Here is a 25,460-nt window from a genome sequence, read left to right as displayed (position 1 = left end):
GGGTCAGCGGCGCGGGAGGGCTCCCGCCGGGGCCGGCAGCAACCGGCGGGCGGGCGAGCGGGCGGTGCGCGCGGCCGGCAGCGTCCACCAGTTCCCGAGCAGCGCGTCGAGGTCCGGCTCGAGCCGGCGCAGCCCCGCGCCCGGGTAGGGCGTCAGCTCGCCGGCCCACAGCTGCCCGGCGTGCCGGTAGAGGTCCACGCGCAGCATGTCGAAGTCGGCGGCCACGGCCGCGGCGGCGGCGAGCAGGTCGGGCAGCCAGCCCGGGCGGGGCACGTCCGGACCGGCCGGGTACCCCCAGGTCCACGGCAGCGGCTCCCAGTCGGCGCCGTACAGCCGCGCCCGGTGCTCCCCCCGCCGGCCGGTGTGGACGCCGACCAGCCGCGGCACGCCGTCGAACACGAGGACCTTGAGGTCGGCGGGCGCCTCGCCGGGCCGGCCCACGTGCTCCTCGGCCAGCAGGAACGGCCGCGCGTGCCGGTAGGCCCACTCCTCGCTCTTGCGCCAGTAGCGCTCGGGCCCCCAGCCGGCGGTCCGCGCGGCGAGGTCGGCGACGTCGGGCCGCCCCTCCCCCACGAGCACCCGGCGGCACGAGTGGTTGGGCTTGAGCACCCACCGCGCGGGCAGGTCGACGCCGGCCAGCCCGGTGACGTCGGTGCCCGTCCAGTACGTCTCGGGGACCCGGACCAGTCCGGGCGCCCGGCGCGCGACGTGCTCCTTCCCCGCGAGCTTGTCGCACGTGGGCGCCAGCAGCGGGCGGCGGTCGCGGGTGATCCGCCAGTTCAGCTTCTCGGTGAACGTCCGCGGGTCCCGCAGCGGCGGCAGCCGCCCGTGGTGGCGACGGTAGAGCAGCGCGCGGCGCAGCGGCGGCACGACGCGGGCCAGGCGGGCGGGGTCCTCGACCGTCACGGGCGCCGTCCTACCCCGGAGCGGCGGCGGTAACGGTTCGGCCGCGGGAGGTCACGCCGGCCCCGCCGCCGGCCAGCCGTCCGGACCATGGCCCCCACCGCCGGCGAGCCGACGCCGGCCGAGGACCGGGAGCGCCCGTGGCCGAGCGCCTGACCCTCCGCGACGGCTACCTCTACGCCGTCTGCCTGGTCACCCTGGTCATCTCGGTCTTCGCGGCCGTGCAGCTGGTCCGGGGAGTGGTGGGGATCGCCTACCCCGACCCGGGCGTCGGCTACTACGGCGACCCGGCGCTGGACGACGAGGAGGAGCAGCGCCTGGCCGAGCGGTCGCTGGACTCGCAGCGCCGCTTCGAGGTGCTCGAGGTGGTCGGTGCCGGGACGACGCTGCTCATCGCCGGGCCGCTGTACCTCTACCACTGGCGGCGCATCCAGTCCGAGCGCGCCGCCGCCCGGGTCGTGCCCACCGCCTGACGTTGGCAAGGTGGCGGTGTGCGCGCCATCAGCTACCGCCGCACCGGCGGCCCCGACGTCCTGGAACTGCTCGACCTGCCCGTGCCCGACCCCGGCCCGGGCGAGGTGCGGGTGCGACTGGCCTTCTCCGGCGTGAACCCCACCGACTGGAAGTCGCGGTCGGGTGCCACCGCCGGCGCGCCGGCCGGGGAGGCGCAGGTGCCCGGCCAGGACGGCTCCGGCGTGATCGAGGCGGTCGGGCAGGGCGTGACCCCGGCCGTCACCGGCCAGCGCGTGTGGGTGTGGGAGGCGGCCTGGCAGCGTCGCTGGGGCACGGCGGCCGAGCACACGGTCGTCCCCGCGCGGCAGGCGGTGCTGCTGGGCGAGCAGGCGCCGTTCGAGCTCGGCGCGGCCCTCGGCATCCCCTTCCTGACCGCGCACCGGTGCCTCACCCTCGGCGAGTCGCTGCCCGACCGGCTCGGCCCCGGCGCGCTGGCCGGCCGCACGGTGCTCGTGCAGGGCGGCGCCGGGGCCGTGGGCAACGCCGCCATCCAGCTCGCCCGCTGGGCCGACGCCACCGTCATCGCCACGGTGAGCAGCCCGCACAAGGCCCAGCTGGCCGCGGCGGCCGGCGCCTCGCACGTCGTCGACTACCGGCAGCAGGACGTCGTCGCGGAGGTGCGCAAGGTCGCCCCAAGGGGCGTCGACGTCGTCGCCGAGGTCGCCCCGGCGGTCAACGCCGCCGTCGACGCGCAGGTGATCGGCCCGCACGGCGCCGTCGCGGTCTACGCCAACAACGGCGGCGACGAGGTGACCCTGCCGGTCCGCACGCAGATGGGCCCCAACGCGCAGTGGCACTTCGTGCTCGTCTACACCGAGCCCGAGCGCGCCAAGGTCATCGCCGTCGAGGACGTCAACGCCGCCGTGCTGGACGGCGCGGTGCGGGTCGGGGAGGAGGCGGGGCTGCCGCTGCACGTCTTCCCGCTGGCCGAGACCGCCGAGGCCCACCGCGCCGTCGAGGACGGCGCCGTCGGCAAGGTGCTGGTCGACGTGACGGCCTGACAGCGGTGTGCCGATTGGTTGGCGGCCGTGGCCTCCGACGCCGGCGGTGATGTGCGCCGAGGGCTCGTCCTGGAGACCCGGGTTCAAGGGGTCCACGCAACGCCCTCGATGGCCTGGGGTGGTTGCGATGGCGCGGATGGGGATCTCGCGTGAGGTCGAGCGGGGATTCTGGCGGTTGATCAGGAAGGGGCACTCGATCGAGCGGGCAGCGGTCGAGGCAGGTGTGTCGATCACCCAGGGACGACGGTGGTTCGCCAACGGTGGCGGCGTGGCGCTGATGTCGTTGGCCGAGCCGAGCGGCCGCTATCTGTCCGCCGCCGAGCGGGAGACGATCGATCTGTGCTGGGCGGAGGGCTGGACCCAGGCCCAGATCGCCCGCGAACTGGGCCGGCACCGCTCGACGATCTGCCGGGAGCTGGCGAACAACCGGCTGGCCCGCGGCCGGCGCAAGCCACTGCTGCCCGCGGGCCGGCGGCGCCGGCCTGGCCCGGTGCCGGGGCACCGGTCGCGGCCGCACTATCGAGCCGCCAAGGCCCAGCAGCGCGCCGAGCTCACGGCGCGCCGCCCGAAGACTCGCAAGCTGGCCGACCACCCCGCGCTGCACGCGTGGGTGCAAGACAGGCTCGAACAGCAGTGGAGCCCGGAGCAGATCTCGGCGCGGCTGCGCCAGGAGTTCCCCGACGATGAGTCCCTGCGGATCAGCCACGAGGCGATCTACCAGTCGATCCACGTGCAGGGTCGCGGAGCGCTGCGCCGGGAGCTGGCCGCCTGCCTGCGCACCGGGCGGACGCTGCGCAAGCCGCGGCGACGTGTCGATGGCCGGCGGGAGCGGATCAAGGACAAGGTGATGATCTGCGAACGCCCGGCCGAGGCCGACGACCGAGCCGTGCCCGGCCACTGGGAGGGCGATCTGATCGTCGGGGCGAACGGCCGCTCGGCCATCGGCACCCTGGTGGAGCGCAGCACCCGGTTCGTGCTGCTGCTGCACGTGCCTGGCGGCCCCGGCGACGCCCTCGCCGTCCGCGATCAGATCGTGGCCGCCATCGGCACCTTGCCCGCTGCCCTGCGCCGCTCGCTGACCTGGGACCAGGGCCTGGAGATGCGCCGGCACGTCGAGGTCAGCATCGCCGCCGACCTGCCGGTCTACTTCTGCGATCCGCACTCCCCGTGGCAACGGGGCAGCAACGAGAACACCAACGGATTGCTCCGCCAGTACTTTCCCAAGGGCAGCGACCTGTCCGTGCACAGCCCGGCCGACCTCGCCGCGGTCGCCGATCGGCTCAACGGCCGACCGCGCAAGACCCTGGACTTCCAGACCCCAGCCGAAGCCCTCAGCCAGCTACTCTCCGAAGATCAACAAGCTGGCGTTGCGACGACCCCCTGAAACCGCCTCTGCAGAACGAGCCCTCAGCGCACATCGCTGCAGCTCACGCCCCCACTGTGGTCGGCCGACCGGCACCAGCGCCCGCCAGCGTGCGAGCCCGGGCCAGCACCTGGCAACCAAGACCACACCGCTGTGACAGGGTCGCGACGCGCCTTGCGTCTTCCTCTCCCTGGACGAGTTCGAGGATCGCCCACCGCCGCCGGCGCGCCGCGCCCGCCGGTTCACCAGGAGGCGAAGACGCGCGCGGGACCGCCCGAACCCTCCTCGAACGGGATGAGGCCGACCACGATCGTCGCGCCCGTGGGTGGGATGCGGTCGAGGTGGGCGAGGTTCTCCAGCCCGTAGCGGTCGGCGCCGGTGAGCACCAGGTGGGTGTCGAAGGTCGTGGACACGCCCGGGTCGATGCTGAGCGTGTCGACGCCGAGGCTGCGGATGCGCCGGTGTTCCAGCAGCCACTCGCAGGTGTCCGCACCGAAGCCTGGGAAGTGCAGCGTCCCCATCGCGTCCGCGCCGCGGTAGGCCACCGGATCGCCGATCCTGGTGCCCCAGCCGGAGTTCATGAGGACGGCGGCGCCGTCCGGGATGCGGCCGTGGCGCTGCTCGTGCGCGTGGACGTCGTCGATCGTCACGACGGTGTCGGGCTCGTCCGCCGCCCGCGTGCTGATGTCGATGACGACGGCGGGCGTGACGAGCTCGTCGATCCGCAGCTCGGGCGCGAGGCGACCGCCCGGCGTGAAGTGTCCCGGCGCGTCGACGTGGGTGCCGGTGTGCTCGAAGACGCGCCACTCCTGCAGGTAGTAGCCATCCTCCTCGATCGTCACGACGGTGCGGCGGGACGGCGCCTCGGCCGGGACGAACATCGGCAGACCGGTGGTCAACGGGTGCGTGAGGTCGCACAGGCCGCGCCCGCCCCAGCTCGGGGTTCGCGGTGTCCGGTCCTCGGCCCGAGCGGTACCGGCCAGCGCAGCGGTCACGGCCGCGGCCGCCCCGCCCACCAGCGCTGCCCGCCGGGAGAAGCCGGCTCCGGTCCCGGCGCGCTCCTGCTGCGCCACCCTGCCTGTGTGCTCCGTGCACATGCGCGCTCTCCGTCGCCCCCGTCGTGACCGGGTGCCCCTGGGCTCGGGTGCCCGCGCACCATAGCCCTGGGACCGGCCGCGGGACCGCACGGTGCCGCGCGGTGCCCACCGCCGCGCAGGCGACCCCCCGACCCGGGGGATCGCCGCTCCGGCACGGCCACGGGTGCCGGTGCGTACGAGACCGGCGATGTCGCCGGGTGCGGGCCCTGAGGGGGTCCTCGGATCAGCCGACGCCGAGGTCGCGGGCGATGAGCATCCGCTGCACCTCGCTGGTGCCCTCGCCGATCTCGAGGATCTTGGCGTCGCGGTAGAAGCGGCCGACCGGCGTCTCGTTCATGAAGCCGTACCCGCCGTGCACCTGGGTGGCGTAGCGGGCGTTGTCCATCGCCACCTCGGAGCTGTAGAGCTTGGCGATGGAGGCCTCGCGGCGGAACGGCTCGCCGCGCAGCATCTTCTCCGCGGCCCGGTAGTAGGCCAGCCGGGCGGTGGACGCCCGGACCTCCATGTCGGCGATCATGAACTGCACGGCCTGGTTGCGGCCGATCGGCTGCCCGAACGCCTCGCGCTGGGCGGCGTAGCGCACCGACTCGTCGACGCACCCCTGCGCCAGGCCGACGGCGAGCGCGGAGATCGCCACCCGGCCCTCGTCGAGGATGGACAGGAACTGCGCGAAGCCGCGGCCGCGCTGGCCGACCAGGTTCTCCTCGGGCACGCGGACGTCGGCGAAGGACAGCTCGCGGGTGTCGGAGGCGTTCCAGCCGACCTTCGAGTAGCGCGGGCCCACGGTGAAGCCCGGCGTCCCCGACGGGACGGCGATCGCGGAGATCTCCTTGCCGCCGTCGGGACGGGTGCCGGTGACCGCCGTGACGGTGACCAGCTCGGTGAGGTCGGTGCCGGAGTTGGTGATGAAGGCCTTCGACCCGTTGACCACCCAGCAGCCGTCCTCCAGCCGTGCGGTGGTGCGGGTGGCGCCGGCGTCCGAGCCGCCGCCGGGCTCGGTCAGGCCGAAGGCGGCCAGCGTCTCGCCCGCGCACAGCCGGGGCAGCCACTCCTTCTTCTGCTCCTCGGAGCCGAACCGGTAGATGGGCATGGCGCCGAGCGAGACGCCGGCCTCCAGCGTGATGGCCACCGAGCTGTCCACGCGGGCCAGCTCCTCCAGCGCCACGCACAGGTCGAAGTAGGTGCCGCCCGAGCCGCCGTACTCCTCGGGGAAGGGCAGGCCGAACAGCCCGAGCTCGCCCATCTGCCGCACGATCTCGGTGGGGAACTCCTCGCGCTCGTAGAAGTCCCCGATCTGCGGTGCCACCACCTCCTGCGCGAAGTCGCGGACGGTCCGCCGCAGGGCCTCGGTCTCCTCGTCGAGCCGGTAGTCCAGCACGTGTGCTCCCTGGTGGTCGCGGGCGCCGGCGGGGTCACCGCGGGGCCGCCCGTGCAGCCGTCCCGGTCGGTCGGCCGCTCGACGCCATGTTAACGACCGTTCACATCGGGGTCCAGGGCCGGCGGGACGGCGGCTAGCATCCGCGGCGTGATCGCCAGCGCGCCCGACGCCGGGACCGGCACCGCGACCGACACGGCGCTGTCGGCCGACGCCGCCCGGCCCTCCCGGCGCGAGCAGATCCTGCGGGCGGCCGCGCAGCTGTTCGCCGAGCGCGGGTCCCGGGCCGTGGGGGTCGACGACGTCGGCGCCGCCGTCGGCGTGACCGGACCGGCCATCTACCGCCACTTCGCCAGCAAGGACGCGATGCTGGCCGAGATGCTGCTGCGGATCAGCGAGCGGCTGCTGGCCGGCGCGACCGACCGCGTGGCCGCCGCCGGCCCGGACCCGGCCGCGCAGCTGCGGGCGCTGGTCGCCTTCCAGGTCGACTTCGCCCTCGACAACCCGGCGCTGATCACCGTGCAGGACCGCGACCTGGGCTCGCTGCCGCCCGCCGACGCGGCGACCGTGCGCCGGCTGCAGCGCCGCTACGTCGAGGTGTGGGTCGGCGTCCTGGAGCGGCTGCACCCCGAGGAGGGCACCGACGCCAGCCGGGCCCGCGCGCACGCCGTCTTCGGGCTGGTCAACTCCACGCCGCACAGCGCCGGGCGGCTGCCGCGGCCGGCGATGGCCGGCCTGCTCGCCGCGATGGCCGAGGCCGCCGCCACCGCCTGACCGGGGCGCCTCCCGCGCGGGGAAGCGGGTTGGGCGTCAGTCCGTGGTGGGGGCGGGCATCGGGAGGGCGAGGGCGGTGCCGGCGACGAGGTCGAGGTCGGCCGAGGTGCCGGTCCCGCCGGGGGCGGCCCAGGCGGTCTCGACGACGGTGACCACGGACCCCTCCACCGCGCTGGCGTACTCGGCGCCGGAGAGCTCGGCGGGGCCGCCGGCGTAGCGGACGCCTTCGCGCAGCAGGTCGCTGACGTTGCCGCTGCCGTCGCGGTCGGTCAGAGCCCGCAGCGCGCCGGCCCCGGCGGCGTCGCCCGTGTCCACCGCCACCACCGAGACCACCGCGGGGCGGCCGGCGACGTCCGTGGAGTACAGCGCCCGCGCCAGGCCGGCGCAGTCGCGCTGCTCGAAGAAGTCGGCCACCGCGCCGTAGGCGTTGCCGGTGCAGGTGTCCTCGGTGCGCACCTGCTGGAGGACGAACGTGGTGCCGTCGAGCACCGTGCGCTGACCCGGCTGCGGCCCGGCCGGCACCTGGGCGGCGGGGGACGCGCTGACCGCGGCGGGCTGCTCCGGGGCGGCCGAGGCGGTGTCGTCGTCGCCGGTCAGGCCGACCACCGTGCCGACCACGACGGCGAGCAGGGCCAGCGCCGCGGCGACGAGCAGTGCGAGCCGTCGCCGGGCGGCCGGGGACCGGCGGCGCGGGCCGACCAGCGGGAGCGGCGGGTCCGCGGGCCCGGCGGCGGAGGGGACGGCCGGCTCCGGGGGCGCCGCCGCGGGGGCCCACCCGGTCGCGGCCGGCGCGGGGTCGTGCTCGCCGCCGCCGAAGAGCCCGCCGATGCCGCCGGTCTCGTCGGCGGGGACCTCCGGGGCGCCCGCCGGCGGGAGCACCGCGGGCTCCGGCGTGGCGAGGCGGGCGGTGGGCGCCCACCCCCGCGGCACGGGCGGGGCGGACGGCGGCGCCGCGGCCGACACGGCGCCGACCGGGGCGGGCAGGGCGGCGATCCCCGCCGCGGCGCGCGCCGCGGCCTCCTCGTCGGCGCGGATCGCGGCCACGGCCACCGCGGCGGCCGCGACCGGGTCGACCAGCGGCCCGGCCGGCGCGGCGGCGGGCGCGAACGCGGACGGCACGGCGGCGGGCACGGGAGCGGGAGCACCCAGCGCGGGGCTCGCGGCCATGGCCGCCGGTGCCAGCAGCTCGCGCTTGCGCAGGACGTAGGGCGAGTAGGGGAAGCCCTCGCCGTTGAGCTCCTCGACCGAGGGGCCGCGGCCCGGCAGACCGAGTGCGGTCAGCGCGGCGCGGACGTCGGCGGTGGTCCACAGCCGCGGGTTGTCCACGCCGGCGTAGCGGGCCGACCGGGCGATGCCCAGCAGCAGCGAGCGGGGTTCCAGCAGCGCCACCTGGTCGCCCTCGCCGAGGTCGCCGTCGGCGGGCACCAGGCCGGTGAGGTCGCCGACGAGGACGGTGAGCCGGGCGATCCGGCCGGGCTCGAGGCCGGCGCCGCGCAGCCGGACGGCGGCGTCCATGCCGGCGCGCATCAGCCCGTCCAGCGGCGAGGACCCGCCCCCGGCCAGCTGGAGCACCTCGCCGGGGCCGGCGCCGGGGCCGATGGTCCAGGAGCCCTCGGGGGCGGCGGTGACCACGCCGCTCTGGCGCACCACCTCGACGATGCGCACGACCGCCAGGCCCTCGGGCACGAAGAGGACGGCGTCGGCGACCCGCCGCTCCATCGGCCCGTCCACGACGGGGATCGACGCGACGACGGCGCCGCGGACGCTGCCGCCGCGGTCCCATCGGGTCAGCTCGGCGAAGAGCGCGCGCTCCCCCGCCGTCTGCAGCGGCGCCGCGGTCAGGGGCAGCACGTCGTCCTCCGGAGGTCGGGTGCGGTGCGCAGTCGCCGGAGGCGCACGGGGGCGGTCGTCGGACCCGCCGGGCACGCCGGAGCGGCCGCGCCCGACGTTACGTCATGTGACGGGGCGGTCCGGCTCCTCAACGCGACGACGCGCCGCCGGCGTCGGGCACGGCGGCGAGGACGTCGGCGGCGCGGCCCGGCTCGACGGGGCGCCGCCAGGCGGCGAAGGAGGAGCTGCGGGTGACCAGGTCCACCGCCGTCCAGAGGGCGGTGAAGCCGACGAGGACGAGCGCGACGGACCACCAGGAGAAGTCCCAGGGCGGCAGCAGGCCGGCGGCGTCCTGCACCCAGGCGGCGGCGTAGACCGCGGCCACGGTGGCGGGCGCGGCCGACCAGCCGGGCAGCCGGTGGGTGACCGCCAGGTCGACGCACACCGCGCCGACCAGCAGCACGAACGGCAGCACCGACGGCGGGAAGTCCAGCGCGACCAGGCCGAGCCACACCACGGCCCGGTAGGCGAGGTAGGTGCCGACGACGACCGACGCCGTCCACCGCAGGCCGACGACCTTCCGCGCGACGACGAGCGACAGCAGGCCGGCACAGACGAGCCAGGCCGGGTGCACCCAGGGGGGCACCGGGAGCATGAACATCGTGGGCGTCTGGCCCTGCGCGGCGGCGAAGTCGAGCAGCTGCGGCTCGGCCGTCGTCGCCCCGGCCTCGTAGGCGCGCAGCGACAGCACGCCGTACTCCTGGTGCTGGTTGGGGAAGACCGCGTTCTCGACGAAGAACAGCCACAGCCCGAGCGAGACCAGGTCGCGGGTGCGGCCCGGCGCGGCGTACAGCCACCAGCCGCGGATCGCCCCGGCCAGCATGATCGCCGTCCCGAGGTAGAGCAGCGCGTGGCTGGGGCTCCAGCTGGTGATGTCCAGCCCGTTGATCCGGTGGTTGACGATGTCGATCGGGACGGCGATCAGGAAGGTGCCGATCCCCCACTGCAGGAGGTGCAGCGCCCGCCGGTCGACGCCGTGGCCGGTGTAGCTGTGGAACACCACGAGCGCGACGACGACGGCCGTGCCCGCCGAGTTGAGCAGGTGCGGGGGCGCGAGGTCGTCGCGCAGCCACCGGAAGTGCCAGGAGACGTCCCACGAGGAGCCCAGCATCTTGAGCAGGAAGGCCCCGAGCCAGGCGGTGTAGATCCAGCGCAGCTCGGTCTGGCCGGTCGGCCGGCCGGGCTGGCCCGGCGTCGTGTGGGCCGACCAGAGCCAGCGGAGCAGCGCGACGGGGTGCCGGAGCCCGGCGGCCAGCGAGCCCGGCGCGGGGGGCACCGCTCGGGCACGCGCGGCAGGGTGGGGCACGGAGGGACTCCCAGGGGTGCGGGACGGGAAGGGCCGAGCCTATCGGCGGGACCGGCCGATTCCGACCCCCCGCGGAACGCCGGTGTGGCGGCTGCGTCACGGAGCGGACACGCGTGGCGGCCGGGACGGACGGGACTGCGCGACGGGCGCGACGTAGGGTCGGGCGTCGTGGCGGACACCGGCGGGCACCTGGTCTGGATCGACTGCGAGATGACCGGGCTGGACCTCACGAGGGACAAGCTGATCGAGGTCGCCGTGGTCGTGACCGACTCCGAGCTGCGGGTGCTCGACCCGGGGCTGGACCTGGTGATCTCCGCGGAGGACGCCGACCTCGACGGCATGGCCGACGTCGTCACCGAGATGCACGCGAAGTCCGGGCTGACCGAGGCGGTGCGCGCCTCGACGCTCACCCTCGCCGAGGCCGAGCAGCAGGTGCTCGCCTACGTCAAGCGGTGGGTGCCCGAGCGGCGCACCGCCCCCCTGTGCGGCAACTCGATCGCCACCGACCGGGGCTTCCTCGCCCGCGACATGCCCGAGCTCGACGACCACCTGCACTACCGGATGGTCGACGTCAGCTCGGTGAAGGAGCTGGCCCGCCGCTGGTTCCCGCGGGTGTACTTCGCCCAGCCGCCCAAGGGCCTGGCGCACCGGGCGCTGGCCGACATCGTGGAGAGCATCCGCGAGCTGGCCTACTACCGGCGGACGCTGTTCGTCGACGCACCCGGGCCCTCGACGTCGCAGGCCCAGCGCGCGGCCGGGGAGGTCTCGACGACCTTCGCCGACGTCCTCGCCGCCGCCGACGCGAGCGTCCCGGTCGAGGCGGTGGACGGCACACCCCCGGCGGCGTCGGGGAGCTGACCGGCTCCGGTATCGTTCTGCGTGCTCCCCGGCGCCGCAGGCCCCGGGAGTGCACGCGGTGGGTGTAGCTCAGCTGGTAGAGCACCAGGTTGTGATCCTGGGTGTCGCGGGTTCGAGCCCCGTCACTCACCCCTCGGAGAGGCCCCGGTCGGTTCGCCGACCGGGGCCTCTGCGTTCCACGCACCACCAGGGAGAGGCACCGATGACCACGACCGCCCCGACCCGCCCGGACGGCGCCGGCCCGACGCCGTCCGACGTGGTCGCCGAGGCCGCCCGCCGGCGGACGTTCGCCGTCATCAGCCACCCCGACGCCGGCAAGTCGACGCTGACCGAGGCGCTGGCGCTGCACGCCCGGGTGATCGGGCAGGCCGGCGCGGTGCACGGCAAGGCCGGTCGGCGCGGCACGGTGTCGGACTGGATGGACATGGAGAAGGCCCGCGGGATCTCGATCACCTCGGCCGCGCTGCAGTTCTCCTACCGCGACACCGTGGTGAACCTCCTCGACACCCCCGGGCACGCCGACTTCTCCGAGGACACCTACCGGGTGCTCACCGCCGTCGACGCCGCGGTGATGCTCGTCGACGCCGCGAAGGGCCTCGAGGCGCAGACGATGAAGCTGTTCGCCGTCTGCCGGCACCGCGGCATCCCGGTGGTCACCGTGGTCAACAAGTGGGACCGCCCCGGCAAGGACGCCCTGGAGCTGATGGACGAGGTCGCCGAGCGGACCGGGCTCACGCCGACGCCGCTGACCTGGCCGGTGGGGATCGCGGGCGACTTCCGCGGCGTGCTCGACCGGCGCGACGGCGGCTACCGGCGCTACACCCGGACGGCCGGGGGTGCCACGGTCGCCCCCGAGGAGCTGCTCTCCCCCGCCGAGGCCGCCGCCCGGGAGCCCGACGCCTGGGCCCGGGCGTGCGAGGAGGCCGACCTGCTGGCCGCGACCGCCGGGGAGCACGACCAGGACCTGTTCCTCTCCGGCGTGACCACCCCGGTGCTCTTCGCCTCGGCGATCTCCAACTTCGGCGTCGGCGCGCTGCTCGACGTCCTCGTCGACCTGGCCCCCGCACCGGCCGGCCGGCCCGACACCGACGGGGTCCCCCGTCCGGTCGACGCGCCGTTCAGCGCGTTCGTCTTCAAGGTGCAGTCGGGCATGGACGCCGCCCACCGCGACCGGCTGGCCTACGTCCGGATCTGCTCCGGGGTGTTCGAGCGCGGCATGGTGGTCACCCACGGGCCCACCGGCCGCCCGTTCGCGACGAAGTACGCCCAGCACGTCTTCGGCCGCGAGCGCGAGAGCATCGACGTCGCCTACCCCGGTGACGTCGTCGGGCTGGTCAACGCCTCGGCGCTGCACGTCGGCGACACGCTGTACGCCGGGCGCCCGGTCGCCTTCCCGCCGCTGACGACGTTCGCGCCCGAGCACTTCGCCGTCGTCCGGAGCCTCGAGACGGCCAAGCACAAGCAGTTCCGCCGCGGGATCGAGCAGCTGGAGTCCGAGGGCGTCGTCCAGGTGCTGCGCTCGGACCGGCGCGGGGAGCAGGCACCGGTCTTCGCCGTCGTGGGCCCGATGCAGTTCGAGGTGGCCACCCACCGGATGGAGCACGAGTTCTCCGCCCCGGTGCGGCTCGAGCCGCTCCCCTACACCCTCGCGATGCGCACCGACGAGGCCTCGGTCGCGGGCATCACCGCCACCACCGGCACCGAGGTGGTGCAGCGCAGCGACGGCGAGCTCCTCGCGCTGTTCACCAACAAGTGGGTCATGGGCGTGGTGCGCAACGGCAAGCCGCAGCTGACCCTCGAGCCCCTGGTCGCCGCCCAGCTCGGCTGACGCCGCACCGACGCGGGTGGGACGGAGGTCGCGTCCGGCGGGCGGATGTGTTCCGATGCAGGCGGGGAGCGGACGAGCGCACCGGGGGCGCACGTGGACCGGAGCAGGGGCACCGTCGCGGTCATCGGAGCCGGGACCATCGGGGTGTCGTGGGCGGCGCTGTTCGCCGCGCACGGCCACCCCGTCCGCGTGCAGGACCCGCGGCCCGACGTCGGCCCCCAGGTCGAGGCGGCCGTCCGCCACCTCACCCGGCTGCAGCCGGGCACCGGGGACGCCGCGGACCTGCTGGCCCGCATCGAGGTGGTCGACGACGTCGGGACCGCCGTCGCGGGTGCCGACGTCGTCCAGGAGAACGCCCCCGAGCGGCTGCCGCTCAAGCAGGAGCTCCTCGCCCGCATCGAGGCCGCGGTCGGCGAGCGGACGCTGATCGCCTCCTCGACCTCGGCGCTCATGCCCAGCGACCTCGCGCGGGGGATGCGCACGCCCGAGCGGCTCGTGGTCGGCCACCCGTTCAACCCGCCGGAGGTGCTGCCGCTGGTCGAGGTGGTGCCCGGTGAGCGGACCGCGCCCTGGGCGGTCGAGGCGGCGGTCGACTTCTACCGGTCGGTCGGCAAGAAGCCCGTCGTCCTGCACCGGGAGATCGGCGGGTTCGTGGCCAACCGGCTGCAGTCGACGCTGTTCCGCGAGTGCGTGTGGCTGGTGACCCAGGGCGTCGTCAGCGCCGCGGAGCTCGACGAGATCGTCACCGAGTCGATCGGCCCCCGGTGGGCCACGGCCGGCCCGTTCGAGAGCTTCCACCTCGGCGGCGGACCGGGCGGCATGCGGCACTTCCTCGAGCACCTCGGCCCCGGCATGGCGCGGCGCTGGAAGGTGGTCGAGCAGCCCGAGCTCGACGAGGCGACCGTCGAGCTGATCAGCGGCCAGGTGGAGGAGCGCTTCGCCGGGCGCGGCTACGAGGAGCTGACCGAGGCCCGCGACCGGGCCCAGCTCGCGGTCATCCAGGCCCGGGACGCCGCCCGGGACGCCGCCCGGGGCGGGCGCGGCTGATGGACGTCGAGGAGGTCCGCCGGCAGTCGACGACGCCCCTCGGCGCGCCCGCCTACCCGTCGGGGCGCTACCGGTTCACCGGGCGCGAGTACCTCAACATCCTGTACCGGACCGACGCCGAGGCGATGCGGCGCGTGGTGCCCGAGCCCCTGACGGTCGCCGACCCGCTGGTCAAGTTCGAGGTGATGCGGATGCCCGACGTCACCGGCCTGGGGTCGTTCACCGAGTCCGGGCAGGTGCTGCAGGTCCAGTACGAGGGCGAGAGCGCCGACTACCTGCACGCCATGTACGTCGACAGCCTGGCCTCGATCGCCAGCGGCCGGGAGATCAGCGCCTTCCCGAAGAAGGCGGGCACGCCGAGCCTCTACGTCGACTCCGACACCCTCGTCGGCACCCTGGACTACGGGACGCTGCGGGTGGCCACCGCGACGATGGGCTACAAGCACGCGCCGATGAGCGACGAGGACGCCGTCGCGGAGATCGGCCGGCCCACCTTCGGGCTGAAGGTGCTGCCCGGCTACGACCGGCGCCCGCGGATCCTCGAGCTCGTCCGCAGCCAGATCACCGACATCACCATCCGCGGCGCCTGGACCGGCCCCGCCCGGCTGCAGCTGTTCGAGCACGCGCTCGCGCCGCTCGCCGACCTGCCGGTGCGGGAGATCGTCTCGGCCAGCCACGTCCTCACCGACCTCACGCTGGGCCGGGCGAGCCTGGTCTTCGACTACCTGCAGGACTGACCGTGCGAACGGAGGACCGGCGATGGCCGCACCGCTGGAGGGCGTGCGCGTGGTCGAGGTGGCCACCTGGATGGCCGCCCCGGGAGCCGCCGCGCTGATGGCCGACATGGGGGCCGACGTCGTCAAGGTCGAGCCCCTCCGCGGGGACCCCATGCGCGGGGCCACCCGGCAGCCGCGGGTCCCCGAGGGGGAGGCGCCGGTCGACGCCGCGTTCCAGATGGACAACCGCGGCAAGCGCAGCATCGCCGTCGCGCTCGACGAGGCGCAGGGTGCCGACCTCGTGCGGCGGCTGGCGGCCCGCGCCGACGTCTTCCTGTGCAACCTGCTGCCCACCCGGCAGGCCCGCTTCGGGCTGGACGCCCCCGCCCTGCACGCCCTCAACCCGCGCCTGGTGCACGCCACGCTCACCGGCTACGGCCCCTCCGGACCCGACGCGGCCCGCCCCGGCTACGACCTCACCGCCTTCTTCGGGCGCGGCGCCGTCCTCGACGCGATGAGCGAGCCGGCCAACTCCGCGCCGCCCCGGCTGCGCCCCGCCCAGGGCGACCACACCGCCGCGCTGGCCCTCTTCGGCGGCGTGCTCGCCGCGCTGCGCCTGGTCGAGGCCACCGGCGAGGGGCAGGTCGTGGACGTCAGCCTGCTCGCCGCCGCCGCGTGGACCATGTCCAGCGACCTGTCGGCCACGCTGGTGGACGGGGTCACCCCCACGCCGCAGGGCCGCATCGCCCGGCCGCACGCCCTGCACGGCGGGTTCCGCTGCGCCGACCGCCGCTGGATCCTGTTGTTCATGCCCGAGCCCCGCTGGTGGCCGCCGTTCTGCGAGACCGTCGGTCACCCCGAGTGGGTCGACGACGAGCGGTTCGCCACCGTGGGTGCCCGGGCCGCGAACATGCCGGAGCTGACCCGGCTGATGGACGACGCCTTCGCCACCCGGCCGCTGTCGGAGTGGAGCGCGCTGTTCGACGAGCGGGGCTTCATCTGGGGACCGGCGTCCACGGTCTCGGAGTTCGCCGCCGACGAGCAGGCCGCCGCCGACGGGCTGTTCCCGACGATCGAGGAGCCGTCCGGACGGCGGTTCCGCACCGTGCGCGCACCGCTGCGCCTGCGCGGCGGCGACGTCGGCCCGCGCGGGCCCGCGCCCGGGGTGGGCGAGCACACCGCCGCCGTCCTCACCGAGCTCGGCGTCACCGGGGACGACCTGGCGGCGCTGACCCGCGACGGCGTGATCGCCTAGCCCCGCGCGGTCTCCTGCTGCGCGACCGGCGGAGCCAGGTCGCCGACCTCCACGACGAGCACGCCGGGGCCGTCGCGGTGCGTCGTCGTCGTGCCGTGCCGGGCGAGCATCGCCAGCGAGGCGCGGTTGTCCGCGGCCACCGTCGTCCGGAGCCGGGTCACGTCCGCCGGCCGGCGGGCCAGCAGGGCGGTCATGAGGGCGGTGGCGACCCCGCGGCCGTGCCAGGCGTCGGTCACCGTCACCGCGACGTCGGCCACCGAGGGCTCGTCGGGGTAGCGCACCAGGCGGGCCACGCCCACCGGCCGCGCCGGCTCCCCCTCGGGCAGCACCGTCAGCAGCAGCGCCAGGTGGTCCACGCCGTCCACGCCGTCGACCAGCAGCCGCAGCATCGAGTCGGAGAGCTCGGGCACGGGCGCGAGGAAGCGCCGCTGCCGCGAGGCCGGGGAGAGCTCCGCGTACCCCGCGCGCAGCAGGTCGTGGTCGTTGTCGAGCAGGGGCCAGATGAGCGCTGCCGTCCCGTCCCGCAGCGTTCCCTCGGTGAGGGGGCTGGGCGCGGTACGGACACGCGCGACGGTCCCCGGGGTGCTCATGTCCGGTGCAACGCCCCGCCGCGGCCGGACGATCCGCCCCGTGGGCAACGCCACCCCCTCGGGGGTCCCTCAGCTCCGGGACGGGTCCGGCTCCACGACGACCGCCGTCCCGGCCGGGTAGAAGAGCCCGGTGTGCCCGTCGGGCTCCCACCGCACCCGGTACGGCGGCCCCCCGTCGGGTTCGTGGCACTCGAGGACCACCCCGGTGCGCTCCGGCTCCCCCTGGTGGGTGGAACGGATGACGATCCTGTCCCCGACGTGAGCTTCCACGGCGGCCTCCCGGCGCAGTCCCCGGCCCGTGTCCTGGTCACAGCCTGCTCGCCGAGCCGGGAGCGGGCAAGGAGTTCGCCCCTCGTCCTGCCGGCGGTCAGGCGTCCCGGCGCTGCAGGGCCCACCGCGCGACGAGCACGGCGGCGCCCGCCCAGAGCACGCAGATCCCCAGCCCGGTCACCGGGCCGAAGAGGTCGACCGGACGCCCGTACGTCCGGATGGCGACGGCGCCGGCACGGTCGGGCAGGAACTGGACGGCGTCCTGCAGCACGGGGACCAGTTCGATGACCGGCGAGACGAGGAAGAAGGGCACCAACAGGCTCAGCGCCCCGGACTGGTCGCGCATGAGCACCCCGACGGCCATGCAGGACACGGCCAGGATCGTCGGCTGGACGACGGCCGCGACCAGCGAGCGGACCGCCCCCGGCGCGGCCAGCGTGATCCCCGCCGGCCCCAGCAGCGCCTGGGTGGTCAGGAAGGTGGCGACCGCGGTCCCCGCCGCGGTGAGCAGCACCAGCCCGGCGCCGACGCCGAACTGGGCGGCGAGGAAGACGCCACGGCGCGGGACGGCGGTGAGCGAGGTGTGCACGGTGTGCTGCCCGTACTCGCCCGCGGTCAGCAGCACGGCGAACACGATCACCGCGACGTGCCCGAAGTTCAGGCCGTAGTAGGCGAGCACCGCGGGGTCGTAGTCGGCCTGGGCCGCCTGCGACCGGCCGATCGCGGCCACGGCGCCGACGCTCACGCCGAAGACGGTGACCGCGTAGGCCAGCAGGCAGGCCCACGTCGACCGGAGGGTGGTGGCCTTGAGCCACTCGGCGCGCAGGGCCGGGACGACGGTGGTCACGCGGTACCCCCCGCGGCGGTCAGGGCGAGGAAGGCGTCCTCCAGGGACCGCTCGACGGCGGTGAGCTCCAGCAGCGGCAGGCCGGATCCGGCGGCGACCGCGCTGACGCGCTCCGCGGGCAGGCCGGAGACGAGCAGTACCCCGTCGTCCCCGGTGGTGACGGTCGCGCCGTCGGCGGCCAGCAGGTCGTGCAGCCGCCCGGCCCGGGGACTGCGGACGCGCAGGAGGTGCCCGGCGGAGCCGGCGAGGAGCTCGCGCAGCGGCGTGTCGGCGAGCAGCCGGCCGCGGTCGATGACGAGCAGGTGGTCGGCGGTGAGCGCCACCTCGCCCATGAGGTGGCTGGAGACCAGGACGGTGCGCCCCTCCCGGGCCAGGTCGCGCAGGGACGTGCGCAGCCAGCGGATGCCCTCGGCGTCCAGGCCGTTCGTCGGCTCGTCGAGCAGCAGCACCGGCGGGTCGCCCAGGAGCGCGGCGGCGATGCCCAGCCGCTGGCGCATGCCGAGGGAGAGGCCCCGGACCCGGCGGCCGGCCACCGCGGCGAGGTCGACCAGGTCGAGCACCTCGGCGACCCGGCGGGCGGGGATGCGGTTGCTGGCGGCCAGCCAGCGCAGGTGGTCGCGGGCGGTCCGGCCGGGGTGGGCCGCGGCGCTGTCGAGCAGGGAGCCCACCGTGCGCAGCGGCGCGGGGAGGTCGGCGTACGGGCGCCCGCCGACGTGCGCGCTGCCGCTGGTGGGCCGGTCCAGGCCGAGCACCATCCGCAGCGTGGTCGACTTGCCGGCGCCGTTGCGGCCGAGGAAGGCGGTCACCAAGCCCGGGTGCACGTCGAAGGTCAGGTCGTCCACGGCCACCGCGTCGCCGTACCGCTTGCCCAGTCCGCGGACCTGGACCACGGGCTCGTTCCGGGATCTCATGGCGCCCACGCTCGCGGGCGGCGCCGCCCGCGCGCCTCCCCCGCGGGGTCCGGCCGTCTCCCTCTCCAGCGGGAGGTCCGCGGCGACCGGGGCACGAGAGGATCGGACCGTGCGCAGCGTGCTCCGGCGGGGAACCTGGTCGCGGGTGCTGCACCTGGCCCTCGGCGCGTGGTTCGCCGTGGCCTGCGCGATGGTGTGGCCGGGGCTGCCCGATGCGTCGCCCCGGACGCTGGCCGGCCTGTTCCTCGCGCCCCTGCCGGCGCTGGCGGTGCTGGCCTGCGTGCCGGTGGTGCGCCGCAGCGAGGGCGTGCAGGCGCGGGCGCTGCTGCTGCCGGGCGACGACGAGGTGACCGTCGAGCCGTCGTGCACGTGGTCCGACCGCGGCCGGCTGCTGCTGTGGCTGTGCGTCCGCGTGGAGCTGGGCGTGCTCGCCTCCCTCGCCGTCGCCGGGGCGGTGTCCCTGCTGCCGGGCCGGCTGCCGTCCTGGGCGTGGGCGCCCGCGGCCGCCGCCGTCCTGCCGTGCCTGGTCCTCGTCCTCGCCGGCCTCGGCGCGCTCGCGGCGGCGGCGGCCCGGCGGCTGCTGCACCCGTCGCTCGCCGAGCGGCTGCGGGCACAGGAGGCGCGCACCGGGCGGCTGCTGGAGCGCACCCGCCTGGCCGCCGAGCTGCACGACTCGATCGGCCACGCGCTCACCGTCACGCTGCTGCAGGCCGGCGCCGCCCGGGAGGTGGCCGGCCGCGACCCGGCGTTCGTCGACGCCGCCCTCGCCGCCGTCGAGGACCGCGCCCGGCAGGCCGCCGCCGACCTCGACCGCGTGCTCGCGCTGCTCCGGGACGGCGCCCCGCCCCCGGACGCACCGACGCTGGCCGACGTCGACCGGCTCGTGGGCGCCGCGCGGGCCGCCGGCGCCGACGTCGACCTCCGGGTCGAGGGGCCGGTGGCCGGTCTGCCGCCGCTGGTCTCCCGCGAGGCCTACCGCATCGCCCAGGAGGCCCTCACCAACGCGCTGCGGCAGGCCGGCCCGGTGCCCGTCGCGCTGCGGGTCGAGGTGCACCCCGACGCGCTGGAACTCGACGTCCGCAACCCCGTGCCCGTGCCCGCGCCGGCCTCGGCCGGGAGCGGCAGCGGGGTGGCCGGCCTGCGCGCACGGGCCGCCGTGCTCGGCGGGACCGCCTCGGCCGGCCCCGTGGACGGCGGCTGGCGGGTCGCCGTCCGGCTGCCCCTGGCCGGGCCGGCGTGACGATCCGGGTGCTGCTCGTCGACGACGAGGAGCTGGTCCGCGGCGGGCTGCGGGCCATCCTCGACGCCCGCGACGACATCGAGGTCGTCGGCGAGGCGGCCGACGGGGCGGTCGTGGTCCCGCTGACCGCCTCGCTGCGCCCGGACGTCGTCGTCATGGACATCCGCATACCGCTGGTCGACGGCATCCAGGCCACCCGCGACCTGCGGCGCCGGCTCGACGAGCCGCCGCGGGTGCTCGTGGTCACCACCTTCGGCGACGACGAGAACGTCTACCCGGCGCTGCACGCCGGCGCCGACGGCTTCCTGCCCAAGCGGGCGCGCCCGGCCGAGATCGTCGACGCCGTCCGCGTCGTCGCCCGCGGCGACAGCCTGCTCTTCCCGGCCGCCATCCGGGCCCTCGCCGCCCGCCACGCGCCGGTGCGCGCCCGCGGCGGCCGCGCGCCGGCCGTCCTGACCGCGCGGGAGCGGGAGATCCTCACGCTCATGGCGCGGGGGCTGTCCAACGGCGAGATCGCCGGCGAGCTGTACCTGGGCCTGCAGACGGTGAAGACCCACGTGAGCAGCCTGCTGCGCAAGCTCGGCGCCCGGGACCGCACGCAGGCGGTCATCACCGCCTACGAGTCGGGGCTGGTGCCGCTGGCCTGAGCGGGCACGGCCGGCCGGTCCAGCGGGTGCGCGCGCTCGTCGGCCGGCAGCCGGGCGGCCAGCAGCAGGACGACAGCCAGCACCGGCGGGGCGAGACCGGCGACGAGGAAGGTCGCGGTCAGCCCGAGTCCCTCGCTGAGCAGCCCGGCGACGGCCACCGACACCGGCACGAGCGCGCCCGAGAGGACGAAGTCGAGGCTGGACACCCGCCCGAGCAGGGCGCCCGGCACCCGGCGCTGCAGCAGCGTGCCCCAGATGACCATGCCGCCGTGGATGCCGGCGCCGGCGACCAGTCCGGCGGCGACCATGACCTCCACCCGGGTGGCCGTGCCGAACACCGCCAGCGGCAGGCACCCGAGCGCCCACAGCAGCGTCATCACCGACAGGTAGCGCCGGGGCAGCGGCCGAGAGGCGACGGCCAGCGAGCTGAGCGCTCCCCCGACGCCGAAGGCGGCCAGCACCAGCGCGTGCTCGACCGGCCCTCCCCCGGCGCGGTCGCGGATCGCGAAGGGCGCGAGCACCTGCAGCGGCCCGGTGGTCAGCAGCAGCATCAGGGAGCCGAACAGCAGCGTGGCCAGCAGCCAGCGGGTGCGCAGCAGGTAGCCGCACCCCTCGCGCAGGTCGGCCAGCAGCGCCCGGGCGGGGTGCCCGTGCCCCGCTTCCCGCCGCACCGGCAGCACGGGCAGCCCGAGGACGCAGAGCGTGGCGCCGAAGGAGGCGGTCGCGGTGGCCAGCAGGGCGGCGCCCGGGGACGCCGCGGCGACCAGCAGCCCGGCCGCGGTCGGGCCGGCCACCTGGTACAGCGCCGGGCGCAGCGCCCCCTCGAGCCCGTTGGCCGCCAGCAGCTCCCCCTCCGGCAGCAGCGCCGGCACCAGCGCGGAGTAGGCCGGGTAGTGCAGCCCCAGGGCGACGCCCCCGAGCAGCCCGACGACGGCGAGCAGCGGCAGCGGCAGCGCTCCGGCCAGCGACAGGACGCCGGCCGCGGCCACCGGCACCGCCGACAGCAGCGTGACCGCGAGCAGCAGGTGCCGCTGGGGCACCCGGTCGGCCAGCACCCCGCCGGGCAGGGCCACCGCCAGCGTCCCGGCCGCGGACAGGCCGCTGACCAGCGAGAGCTCCGCCGGGCCGCCACCGAGCGCCACCACCTGCCAGACGGCGGTGACCGCCCACGCGCCGTTGGCCACCAGGGACAGGCCCAGGGACAGTGCGAGGCGGCGGTAGGCCGGGGAGCGCAGCGGCGCCAGAGCCGTCGGCATCCGCGCCACCGTGCCCCCTCCCCGCCGCCGTCCCGGCCCTCGTCCCGCCATCGTGCCCGGGGTCCGGCGGCCGTCCCCCACCCGTCCGCCGAGGGCGTACCGCCGCGGGCTCGTGCACGCCCGGGCCCGCCGACACGCCGTCCGGCTCCGTCCCGGGGATCGACGCCCACTCGGCGCGGGTCAGCACGGGTCCGCGGCCCGCCTGGTGACCACCCGCAGCCGTGCCCCCGTGCCGGGTGGGACGGTTGGGTCGGGTGCGCCGGACACGCGCCGGCAGGTGCTGGCCGGGCCCCGCGCGGGCTCGGACCCTGGCGCCATGACCACTGCCTACTCCTACGGGACCGCGCACGCGGTCGTGATGGTCGGCTCGGTCGGTAGCCCCGACGGCCTCCAGCCCCGCCAGATCGGCCCGGCGCACGCCACGATCGGCCGGGTCAACGGCCGCAGCCGCAAGTCGCTGTGCGGCGCCTACGTCGCGGTCGACGAGCAGACCCAGTGGCCGCCGGAGGACCACGAGGCCGACCAGCTCTGCCCGGAGTGCACCACGCTCGCGCTCCTCTGACGCCGCCCCGGGTCAGCCGCCGGCGACCGAGGGCAGCACCTGCACCACCGCGCCGCCGGGCACCGCGGCCGCCAGGCCCCCGGTGAAGCGGACGTCCTCGCCGTCGACGTAGACGTTGACGAACCGGCGCAGCGCCCCGGCCTCGTCCCGGATCCGGCGCTCGAGGACCGGGTGCTCGGCGCCCAGGGCATCGAGCAGCCCGGCCAGCGTCGCCTCGGCCGGGCGCACCTCCAGCCGCCGGAGGCCACCGGCCAGGTCGGCCAGCACGCCGGGCAGCAGCACCTCCACCCCGCCGGTCACGGCAGCCGCGCCGCGCGCACACACAGGACGTCGGGCAGGTGGGCGGCCACGAGCGTGAACGTGTCGCCCTCGTCGGCGCTGGCGTACACGCACCCGTCCCGGGTGCCCACGTAGACGCCGGTCGGGTCGGCCTCGTCGACGCAGGCGGCGTCGCGCAGCACGGCGGTCCACGAGGCGTCGGGCAGGCCGGCGCCGAGCTCGGTCCACGTCGCGCCGGCGTCGCGGGTGCGCTGCACGCGCAGCCGCCCGCCGGGTGGCACCCGCTCGGCGTCGGCGACCAGGGGCACCACCCAGGCCGTGCCCGGCGTCCGGGGCGAGGCGACGACGGGGAAGCCGAAGTCGGCGGGCAGCCCGCCGGCGATCGACGTCCACGAGCCGCCGGCGTCGTCGGTGCGGAAGACGCCGAAGTGGTTCTGCGCGTAGAAGCGGTCCGGGTCGCCCGCGTCGGCGGCCACCTTGTGCACGCACTGGCCGTACTCGGGCGCCGGCTCGGGCAGGAAGACGGCGCTGATCCCGGAGTTGCGCGGCTCCCACTTCTCCCCGCCGTCATCGCTGACGTAGACGCCGCCGGTGCTCATCGCGACCGTGACCCGCTCCCCGGTCGGGTGCGGCAGCACGGTGTGCACGGCCCCGCCGCCGGCGCCCGGGGCCCAGGTCGGCCGGTGCGGGTGGTCCCACAGGCCGCGAACCAGCGCGAACGTGCGGCCGCCGTCGTCGCTGCGCCACAGCGAGTGCGGCTCGCACCCGGCCCAGACGACGCCGGGCCGCTCCGCGGTGTCGGGCCGCAGCTGCCAGACGCGGGCCAGCGCGGCCCCGGTGTCGGCGGGGAACCGGATGGCGCCCTCGTCGGTCTCCGACCAGGTGCGGCCCAGGTCGTCGGACCAGGTGACGGTCGGTCCCCAGTGGCCGTACTGGACGCCGGCCAGCACGCGCGGCACCGGCCCGCGGACGTCGACGCCGACCGCGGCCACCTCCTGGGCGAGCAGGTGCGGGCCGTCGAGCGTCCAGGTGCGGCGGTCGTCGCCGCTGCGGGCCAGCCACAGCCCCTTGCGCGTGCCGATGGCGAGCAGGTCGGCCACGGTCCCTCCCGGTCGTCCCGGGGACCGGCGCGGCCCCCTCCTCCGAGGACAGACCGGGCTGGGCGGCGGAACTGAGCGGAGGGGACCGCCGTCAGCGGGAGCGCACCGCCGTCAGCGGCGGGTGGCACCCCCGGGGCCGTCGTCGGCCACCGGCGCGCGCCCGTCGGCGTTCCGGGTGCCGTGCCCGTCGGCCAGGCCGGGAGCCACCTTCTCGGCCTCGGCGCGCAGCCGCTCGGCGGCCGAGGCGTGCTCCTGCGCGGAGGCCGCGCGCTGGCGGGCCTCCTGCTCGGCCAGGCGGGTGCGCTCCTCGACCTCGGCCCGCTCGCGGCGGGCGCGAGCGGCCTGCTCCTCGGCCAGCGCCTGCTCCTTCTCGGCCTGCGCCCCCCGCAGCCGTGCCTCCTCGAGGTGCTCGCGCGCCTGGGCCCGCTGCTGCTCGCGGCGGCGGGCACCGGCCACGCGGCTGCGCTTGGCCAGCGCGAGGCCGAGCAGTGCCAGCAGGACGAGTGCGACGACGACGATGAGGACGATCACCCAGGTGTCCACGACTGCTCCCCTTCCCGAAGAGAACGCCGGGAGGGTGCCCCCCGCCCGACCTCGGGAAACGGAGATCACCTCAGCGCGCTACCGGCCTGCCACCGGTCCCACGGGATCGTCCAGTCGGAGATGTCCGAGGTGAGCGTCCCGGCGTCGGAGTTGCGGATCTCCACGACGTCGCCGGGCTGCGAGAAGTCGAAGAACCAGCGGGCGTTCTCGGTGGAGAGGTTGATGCAGCCGTGCGAGACGTTCTCCCGGCCCTGCTGCGCCACCGACCACGGGGCGGCGTGCACGAACTCGCCGCTGTCGGAGAGCCGGACGGCCCACTGGACCGGCGTGCGGTAGCCGTCGGGGCTGTCGACCGGCACGCCGTAGGTGCTGGAGTCCATGACCCGTTCGGTGTTCATCTCGGTGACCACGTGCGGTCCGTTGTAGCTCGGGGTGTCGGGGCTGCCGGCGCTCATCGGGAAGGTCTGGACGAGCCGGTCGCCGTCGTGGACCTCGAGGGTGTGCGTGGCGGCGTCGGCGATCGAGACGTGCCGGTCACCGACGGAGAAGGAGACCGTGCGGTCCTTCTCGCCGAAGACGCCGTCGCCCAGGCCGACGCCCTCGAGGTCGGCCTCGAGGGTGACCTCGGTGTCGGCCGGCCAGTACTCCGACGGCCGGAAGTGCACCTCGGTGTCGCTGAACCAGCTCCAGACGCCGTCGGTGGGGGTGGAACTGGTGACCAGCAGGTGGCTCTCGGCGGCGGCCTTGTCGGCCACCGGCTCGTCGAACCAGACGCGGATGGGCATGCCGACGCCGACCGTCGTGCCGTCGAGCGGGCCGATCGAGGGGGTGGTCAGCGTCTCGGGGATGGCAGTGGTGAAGGTGCTGGTCGCCTCGACCGGCTCGGCGGCCCCCTCGGCGGTGGCGGTCAGCGTGTAGGTGGTGCCGTAGGCCAGTGGGGCCTCCGGCGTCCAGACGTCGGTGTCCTCGTCCTCCCCGTCGGCCATCTCACCCGGTACCGCAGCGCCGGCCCCGTCCACGACGGTGACGTCGGCCAGCTCGCCGTCGGTCACGGAGATCTCCACCGGGGTGGCCGGGGCGACGTCCACCGAGCCGTCGGCGGGGGTCAGCTGCACCTGCGCTGGGGCGCTGGACGCGGAGGACGCGGAGGACGCGGAGGACGGAGCCGCCGCCGGCGCCGCGTCGCCCCCGTCGTCGCACCCGCCGAGCAGGACCAGCGCCCCTGCCGTGACCAGTGCCGCTGTCCGTCGCACCGTGGGTCTCCTCGTCGTCGCGAGCCGCGCCGGGAG

General features: G+C 76.2%; 26 protein-coding genes and 1 tRNA gene. 13 read left to right on the top strand and 14 right to left on the bottom strand.

The genetic code is table 11. The features are described 5' to 3' along the window. Positions 1-3: 3 nt before the first annotated feature. Complete coding sequence (locus JOD57_RS19050; protein ID WP_204693460.1) at positions 4-906, bottom strand: ATP-grasp fold amidoligase family protein; 903 nt, start codon at positions 904-906, stop codon at positions 4-6. Between the two features lie 137 nt (positions 907-1,043). Here JOD57_RS19050 and JOD57_RS19045 point away from each other — a divergent pair, with 137 nt between their 5' ends. From JOD57_RS19045 to JOD57_RS19035, 3 genes are all read left to right on the top strand, one after another. Further along, positions 1,044-1,376, top strand: a complete 333-nt coding sequence (locus JOD57_RS19045; protein ID WP_204693459.1) for a hypothetical protein — start codon at positions 1,044-1,046, stop codon at positions 1,374-1,376. A gap of 18 nt (positions 1,377-1,394) precedes the next feature. Then, complete coding sequence (locus JOD57_RS19040; protein WP_204693458.1) at positions 1,395-2,417, top strand: NADPH:quinone reductase; 1,023 nt, start codon at positions 1,395-1,397, stop codon at positions 2,415-2,417. A gap of 127 nt (positions 2,418-2,544) precedes the next feature. Next, positions 2,545-3,801: an IS30 family transposase gene (locus tag JOD57_RS19035; RefSeq protein WP_239568642.1), complete on the top strand. Its 1,257-nt coding sequence runs from the start codon at positions 2,545-2,547 to the stop codon at positions 3,799-3,801. Positions 3,802-4,022: 221 nt separating this feature from the next. On the opposite strand, the gene JOD57_RS19030 is transcribed toward JOD57_RS19035, so the two are convergent. Together JOD57_RS19030 and JOD57_RS19025 are read right to left on the bottom strand one after the other, a co-directional pair. After that, complete coding sequence (locus JOD57_RS19030) at positions 4,023-4,853, bottom strand: cyclase family protein (protein ID WP_307824791.1); 831 nt, start codon at positions 4,851-4,853, stop codon at positions 4,023-4,025. Between the two features lie 247 nt (positions 4,854-5,100). Further along, positions 5,101-6,255, bottom strand: coding sequence for an acyl-CoA dehydrogenase family protein (locus tag JOD57_RS19025; protein ID WP_204693456.1), 1,155 nt, complete (start codon positions 6,253-6,255; stop codon positions 5,101-5,103). 147 nt (positions 6,256-6,402) lie between these two features. Here JOD57_RS19025 and JOD57_RS19020 point away from each other — a divergent pair, with 147 nt between their 5' ends. Then, positions 6,403-7,026 (top strand): SACE_7040 family transcriptional regulator, encoded by a 624-nt coding sequence (locus tag JOD57_RS19020; protein WP_307824790.1) that lies wholly within the window; start codon positions 6,403-6,405, stop codon positions 7,024-7,026. Between the two features lie 36 nt (positions 7,027-7,062). Here JOD57_RS19020 and JOD57_RS19015 read toward each other — a convergent pair whose 3' ends face one another. Together JOD57_RS19015 and JOD57_RS19010 are read right to left on the bottom strand one after the other, a co-directional pair. Then, positions 7,063-8,877 carry a hypothetical protein gene (locus JOD57_RS19015; RefSeq protein ID WP_204693455.1) on the bottom strand — a complete coding sequence of 605 codons (1,815 nt, stop codon included), beginning with the start codon at positions 8,875-8,877 and terminating at the stop codon, positions 7,063-7,065. A gap of 127 nt (positions 8,878-9,004) precedes the next feature. Continuing rightward, positions 9,005-10,222 carry a hypothetical protein gene (locus JOD57_RS19010; protein ID WP_307824789.1) on the bottom strand — a complete coding sequence of 406 codons (1,218 nt, stop codon included), beginning with the start codon at positions 10,220-10,222 and terminating at the stop codon, positions 9,005-9,007. 168 nt (positions 10,223-10,390) lie between these two features. Here JOD57_RS19010 and orn point away from each other — a divergent pair, with 168 nt between their 5' ends. The 6 genes from orn to JOD57_RS18980 all read left to right on the top strand — a co-directional run bounded on the left by orn (position 10,391) and on the right by JOD57_RS18980 (position 15,926). Continuing rightward, on the top strand, positions 10,391-11,080 hold the full coding sequence (gene orn / locus JOD57_RS19005) for an oligoribonuclease (RefSeq protein WP_204693454.1): 690 nt from the start codon (positions 10,391-10,393) through the stop codon (positions 11,078-11,080). A 58-nt stretch (positions 11,081-11,138) separates the two neighbouring features. Continuing rightward, a tRNA-His gene (locus JOD57_RS19000) sits at positions 11,139-11,211 on the top strand. A 71-nt stretch (positions 11,212-11,282) separates the two neighbouring features. Then, the gene (locus JOD57_RS18995) at positions 11,283-12,908 is read left to right on the top strand and encodes a peptide chain release factor 3 (RefSeq protein WP_204693453.1); all 1,626 of its coding nucleotides are present in this window, start codon (positions 11,283-11,285) and stop codon (positions 12,906-12,908) included. Between the two features lie 93 nt (positions 12,909-13,001). Continuing rightward, the gene (locus tag JOD57_RS18990) at positions 13,002-13,955 is read left to right on the top strand and encodes a 3-hydroxyacyl-CoA dehydrogenase NAD-binding domain-containing protein (protein WP_204693452.1); all 954 of its coding nucleotides are present in this window, start codon (positions 13,002-13,004) and stop codon (positions 13,953-13,955) included. Then, complete coding sequence (locus JOD57_RS18985; protein ID WP_204693451.1) at positions 13,955-14,692, top strand: acetoacetate decarboxylase; 738 nt, start codon at positions 13,955-13,957, stop codon at positions 14,690-14,692. The genes JOD57_RS18990 and JOD57_RS18985 overlap by 1 nt, the downstream gene beginning before the upstream one ends. A 22-nt stretch (positions 14,693-14,714) precedes the next feature. Continuing rightward, positions 14,715-15,926, top strand: a complete 1,212-nt coding sequence (locus tag JOD57_RS18980) for a CaiB/BaiF CoA transferase family protein (RefSeq protein ID WP_204693450.1) — start codon at positions 14,715-14,717, stop codon at positions 15,924-15,926. Here the strand turns inward: JOD57_RS18980 and JOD57_RS18975 are convergent. The 4 genes from JOD57_RS18975 to JOD57_RS18960 form a co-directional block, all read right to left on the bottom strand. Next, positions 15,923-16,516, bottom strand: a complete 594-nt coding sequence (locus tag JOD57_RS18975; RefSeq protein WP_204693449.1) for a GNAT family N-acetyltransferase — start codon at positions 16,514-16,516, stop codon at positions 15,923-15,925. The genes JOD57_RS18980 and JOD57_RS18975 overlap by 4 nt on opposite strands. Positions 16,517-16,585: 69 nt before the next feature. Then, entirely contained in the window at positions 16,586-16,786 is a 201-nt protein-coding gene (locus JOD57_RS18970) for a DUF1918 domain-containing protein (protein ID WP_204693448.1), read from the bottom strand. 97 nt (positions 16,787-16,883) lie between these two features. After that, positions 16,884-17,633, bottom strand: coding sequence for a hypothetical protein (locus JOD57_RS18965; protein ID WP_204693447.1), 750 nt, complete (start codon positions 17,631-17,633; stop codon positions 16,884-16,886). Next, positions 17,630-18,544 carry an ABC transporter ATP-binding protein gene (locus tag JOD57_RS18960; protein WP_239568636.1) on the bottom strand — a complete coding sequence of 305 codons (915 nt, stop codon included), beginning with the start codon at positions 18,542-18,544 and terminating at the stop codon, positions 17,630-17,632. The genes JOD57_RS18965 and JOD57_RS18960 overlap by 4 nt, the downstream gene beginning before the upstream one ends. A 109-nt stretch (positions 18,545-18,653) precedes the next feature. On the opposite strand from JOD57_RS18960, the gene JOD57_RS18955 reads away from it, so the two are divergent. Together JOD57_RS18955 and JOD57_RS18950 are read left to right on the top strand one after the other, a co-directional pair. Beyond that, a complete protein-coding gene (locus tag JOD57_RS18955) occupies positions 18,654-19,784 on the top strand; it encodes a sensor histidine kinase (RefSeq protein ID WP_204693446.1) in 1,131 nt (376 codons plus the stop codon). Then, the gene (locus JOD57_RS18950) at positions 19,781-20,431 is read left to right on the top strand and encodes a response regulator (protein WP_204693445.1); all 651 of its coding nucleotides are present in this window, start codon (positions 19,781-19,783) and stop codon (positions 20,429-20,431) included. Before JOD57_RS18955 ends, JOD57_RS18950 begins: the two co-directional genes overlap by 4 nt. Here the strand turns inward: JOD57_RS18950 and JOD57_RS18945 are convergent. Continuing rightward, positions 20,401-21,687 (bottom strand): MFS transporter, encoded by a 1,287-nt coding sequence (locus JOD57_RS18945; RefSeq protein WP_239568634.1) that lies wholly within the window; start codon positions 21,685-21,687, stop codon positions 20,401-20,403. The genes JOD57_RS18950 and JOD57_RS18945 overlap by 31 nt on opposite strands. Before the next feature lie 316 nt (positions 21,688-22,003). Here JOD57_RS18945 and JOD57_RS18940 point away from each other — a divergent pair, with 316 nt between their 5' ends. After that, complete coding sequence (locus JOD57_RS18940) at positions 22,004-22,249, top strand: hypothetical protein (protein ID WP_204693443.1); 246 nt, start codon at positions 22,004-22,006, stop codon at positions 22,247-22,249. Positions 22,250-22,261: 12 nt separating this feature from the next. On the opposite strand, the gene JOD57_RS18935 is transcribed toward JOD57_RS18940, so the two are convergent. From JOD57_RS18935 to JOD57_RS18920, 4 genes are all read right to left on the bottom strand, one after another. Further along, on the bottom strand, positions 22,262-22,549 hold the full coding sequence (locus JOD57_RS18935; protein ID WP_307824788.1) for a MoaD/ThiS family protein: 288 nt from the start codon (positions 22,547-22,549) through the stop codon (positions 22,262-22,264). Further along, on the bottom strand, positions 22,546-23,628 hold the full coding sequence (locus JOD57_RS18930) for a WD40/YVTN/BNR-like repeat-containing protein (RefSeq protein WP_204693442.1): 1,083 nt from the start codon (positions 23,626-23,628) through the stop codon (positions 22,546-22,548). Before JOD57_RS18930 ends, JOD57_RS18935 begins: the two co-directional genes overlap by 4 nt. Before the next feature lie 111 nt (positions 23,629-23,739). After that, positions 23,740-24,171: a hypothetical protein gene (locus tag JOD57_RS18925; RefSeq protein ID WP_204693441.1), complete on the bottom strand. Its 432-nt coding sequence runs from the start codon at positions 24,169-24,171 to the stop codon at positions 23,740-23,742. A 65-nt stretch (positions 24,172-24,236) separates the two neighbouring features. After that, positions 24,237-25,424 carry a L,D-transpeptidase gene (locus tag JOD57_RS18920; protein WP_307824787.1) on the bottom strand — a complete coding sequence of 396 codons (1,188 nt, stop codon included), beginning with the start codon at positions 25,422-25,424 and terminating at the stop codon, positions 24,237-24,239. Positions 25,425-25,460 lie beyond the last annotated feature (36 nt).

It is taken from the genome of Geodermatophilus bullaregiensis (assembly GCF_016907675.1).
Lineage (GTDB): Bacteria > Actinomycetota > Actinomycetes > Mycobacteriales > Geodermatophilaceae > Geodermatophilus > Geodermatophilus bullaregiensis.
The sequence above is the reverse complement of the archived record's forward strand: the minus strand, read 5'-3'. Positions and strand labels throughout refer to the sequence as shown.

Bases quoted from the DNA above. Each gene is read 5' to 3' on its own strand.
- JOD57_RS18945 (WP_239568634.1), bottom strand. From the start codon at position 21,687: ATGCCGACGGCTCTGGCGCCGCTGCGCTCCCCGGCCTACCGCCGCCTC.
- JOD57_RS18975 (WP_204693449.1), bottom strand. From the start codon at position 16,516: ATGAGCACCCCGGGGACCGTCGCGCGTGTCCGTACCGCGCCCAGCCCC.
- JOD57_RS18980 (WP_204693450.1), top strand. From the start codon at position 14,715: ATGGCCGCACCGCTGGAGGGCGTGCGCGTGGTCGAGGTGGCCACCTGG.
- JOD57_RS19035 (WP_239568642.1), top strand. From the start codon at position 2,545: ATGGCGCGGATGGGGATCTCGCGTGAGGTCGAGCGGGGATTCTGGCGG.
- JOD57_RS18960 (WP_239568636.1), bottom strand. From the start codon at position 18,544: ATGAGATCCCGGAACGAGCCCGTGGTCCAGGTCCGCGGACTGGGCAAG.
- JOD57_RS18995 (WP_204693453.1), top strand. From the start codon at position 11,283: ATGACCACGACCGCCCCGACCCGCCCGGACGGCGCCGGCCCGACGCCG.
- JOD57_RS18985 (WP_204693451.1), top strand. From the start codon at position 13,955: ATGGACGTCGAGGAGGTCCGCCGGCAGTCGACGACGCCCCTCGGCGCG.
- JOD57_RS18940 (WP_204693443.1), top strand. From the start codon at position 22,004: ATGACCACTGCCTACTCCTACGGGACCGCGCACGCGGTCGTGATGGTC.